The 2,724-nt window shown below is 72.4% G+C and carries 2 protein-coding genes and 1 pseudogene; 2 read left to right on the top strand and 1 reads right to left on the bottom strand.

The window, feature by feature from the left end; genetic code table 11:
* The first annotated feature begins 150 nt into the window (after positions 1-150).
* Together ACYVE7_RS32220 and ACYVE7_RS32215 are read left to right on the top strand one after the other, a co-directional pair.
* Positions 151-1,440 carry a hemolysin family protein gene (locus ACYVE7_RS32220; protein WP_460370120.1) on the top strand — a complete coding sequence of 430 codons (1,290 nt, stop codon included), beginning with the start codon at positions 151-153 and terminating at the stop codon, positions 1,438-1,440.
* Positions 1,437-2,453, top strand: a complete 1,017-nt coding sequence (locus ACYVE7_RS32215; RefSeq protein ID WP_460370119.1) for a hemolysin family protein — start codon at positions 1,437-1,439, stop codon at positions 2,451-2,453. Before ACYVE7_RS32220 ends, ACYVE7_RS32215 begins: the two co-directional genes overlap by 4 nt.
* On the opposite strand, the pseudogene ACYVE7_RS32210 reads toward ACYVE7_RS32215, so the two are convergent.
* A pseudogene (locus ACYVE7_RS32210) lies at positions 2,437-2,724 on the bottom strand (NRDE family protein); the annotation flags it as partial. The gene ACYVE7_RS32215 and the pseudogene ACYVE7_RS32210 overlap by 17 nt on opposite strands.

The raw sequence follows: 2,724 nt of genomic DNA, 5'->3' as shown, positions 1-2,724 counted from the left end.
GCTCGCCGCCGCCGACCGCTGGGCCGCCGAGGAGGGCGCCGACACCGCCGCGAGCACCCAGGTGAAGGCGATCACGGACGCGCTGCTGGGCATCGAACTCTGATCTTCTAGGATGGGAGGCATCATGAGCCTTCCGCTAGGGACCCGCGCTTGCTAGAGGTCCTTCTCCTGGCCGCCGCGATCGGGCTGATCGCGTTGAACGGCCTGTTCGTCGCCGCCGAGTTCAGCCTCATCACCGTCGACCGGGCCACCGTCGAGGCCAGGGCCGACCTCGGCGGCAAGGCCGCCGCCCGGGTCCTCAACAGCCTCAGGACCCTCACCTTCCAGCTGTCGGGCGTCCAGCTCGGCATCACCGTCACCTCGCTGCTCGTCGGCTACCTCGCCCAGCCTTCGCTGGCGAGCCTGCTGGAGCGCACCGGCTGGATCGGCGCCGCCGTCGCCACCGCGATCGCGCTGCTGACCGCCACCCTCACCCAGATGCTCTTCGGCGAACTCGTCCCGAAGAACCTCGCGATCGCCAGGCCCTACCCCGTCGCCGCGGCCGTCACCACCCCGGTGCAGCTCTTCGCGAAGATCGGACGGCCCGTCATCGCGTTCTTCAACGGGGTCGCCAACCGGGTGGTGCGCGGCCTCGGCATCGAACCGCAGGAGGAACTGGCCTCGGCCCGCTCCCCGCAGGAGCTCGCCTCCCTGGCCCGGCGGTCCGCGGAGGCCGGAACCCTGCCCGACCGGGTCGCCTCCCTCGTCCACCGCACCCTGACGTTCGGCGACCGCACCGCGGGCGACGTGATGACGCCCCGCTCCCGGATGCACATGCTCGACGCCCGGGACCCCGTCACCGAACTGCTGAAGCAGGCCAGGCTGCACGGCCACAGCCGCTTCCCCGTCTACCGCGACGGCCCCGACGACATCATCGGCCTCGTCCACCTCCGCCAGGCCATCGCCGTGCCCGCCGACCGCCGCAGGACGGTCAAGGTCGGCGACATCGCGGTCGCGCCCGCACGCGTCCCGGAGACCCTCGCGCTGGAGAAGCTGTTCCCCAGTATGCGGGAGCGGAACGTGCACCTGGCCGTCGTCATCGACGAGTACGGCGGCACCGCCGGCATGGTCACCGCGGAAGACCTCCTGGAGGAACTGGTCGGCGAGGTCCGCGACGAACACGACCAGGACCGCGCGCCCCTGGTGAAGATCCGCGACGGGGTGTGGGAGCTCAGCGGGCTGCTCCGTCTCGACGAGGTCGCCGAACAGCCCGGCGTCATGCTCCCCGAAGGCCCCTACGACACCGTCGCGGGACTGCTCGTCCACGGGCTCGGCCGGCTCGCCCTGCTCGGCGACACGGTCGTCGTCGGCGAGCGGCCCGAGCACCGGCCCGTCCGCCTCACCGCCGCCCGTATGGACGGCCGCCGCGTCGACCGCGTCATCCTGGAGCTCCTGCCGTGACAGCCATCGCCATCGCGGTCCTGCTGGTGTTCGCCAACGCGTTCTTCGTGGCGGCGGAGTTCGCGCTCATCGCGACCCGCCGCAGCCAGATCGAGCCGCTCGCCGAATCGGGCAACCGCCGCGCCAGGACCACCCTGAGCGCCATCGACAACGTGACCCTGATGCTCGGCGGCGCCCAGCTCGGCATCACCGCCTGCTCGCTCGGGCTCGGCGCGACCGGCGAACCGGCCGTCGCCCACTTCCTGGAGGCGCCCTTCCACGCCGTCGGAATGCCCGAAGGGATGATCCATACGGTGTCGTTCGCGATCGCCCTGGCGATCGTGGTGTTCGTGCACATGGTGCTCGGCGAGATGGTGCCGAAGAACGTCGCCCTCGCCGGACCCGAACGGGCCGCGCTGCTGCTCGCACCGCCGCTCGCACTGATCGTCCGGCCGCTCAGCCCCCTCATCACCCTGCTGAACTCCGTGTCGGCGCTGCTGCTGAAAGCGTTCGGGATCACCCAGGCCAAGGGCGTCACCTCGGCGTTCACCCGCGAGGAGGTGTCCGCGCTGGCCGCCGAGTCACGCGGCGCCGGGCTCCTCGACGAGGAGGACCACGCCCTGCTGTCCGGGGCGCTCGCCATCGAGGACAAGACCGCCGCCGAGGTCGCCGTGCCCGCCCGCGACATCCAGACCGTCGCCGCGTCGGTGACCCTCGGCGAACTCGAACGGCTCGTCACCGCCACCGGATTCTCCCGGTTCCCGGTACGCGGCGCCGAACGCGGCCGCTACCAGGGCTACATCCACCTCGTCGACCTGCTCGACCTGCTCGAGACCGAAAGCCCCACCGCGCCGCTCCCCCAGTCGCGGATCCGGCCGCTGCGCGCCGTGCGCAGCGACGCCGTCCTCGGCGAGGTCCTCGGCGAACTCCGCCAGGCCGGAACCCACCTGGCCGAAGTACGGGACGCCACCGGCGGCACCGTCGGCGTCATGTTCTTCGAGGACGTCCTGACCGCCCTCATCGGCGACCGATGACGGTCGTCCACCCCGACGGGTCACCCGGACGTCCCGAGAAGTCGTAGCGGACCGCGTCCGGGGCCACCGCGACCAGAGAGACCGAGACCGAGCCGAACACCCGCTCCCCCGCGTCGTGCCGGTGCAGCAGGGCGCGCGGATCGGCCGGGTCGAGACCGTCGCCCTCGACGATCGGCAGCCACGGCCCCCACGCCTCGCGGGTCGTGCCCCGCACCGGGTCGGGACGCTCCGCCGCGGCCAGCCGCGGCCCGAAATGGGCCAGCCGCGCCCG

Source organism: Actinocorallia lasiicapitis (assembly GCF_054778695.1).
Note: the sequence above shows the minus strand (reverse complement) of the source record. Positions and strands in the feature narration are given on the sequence as shown.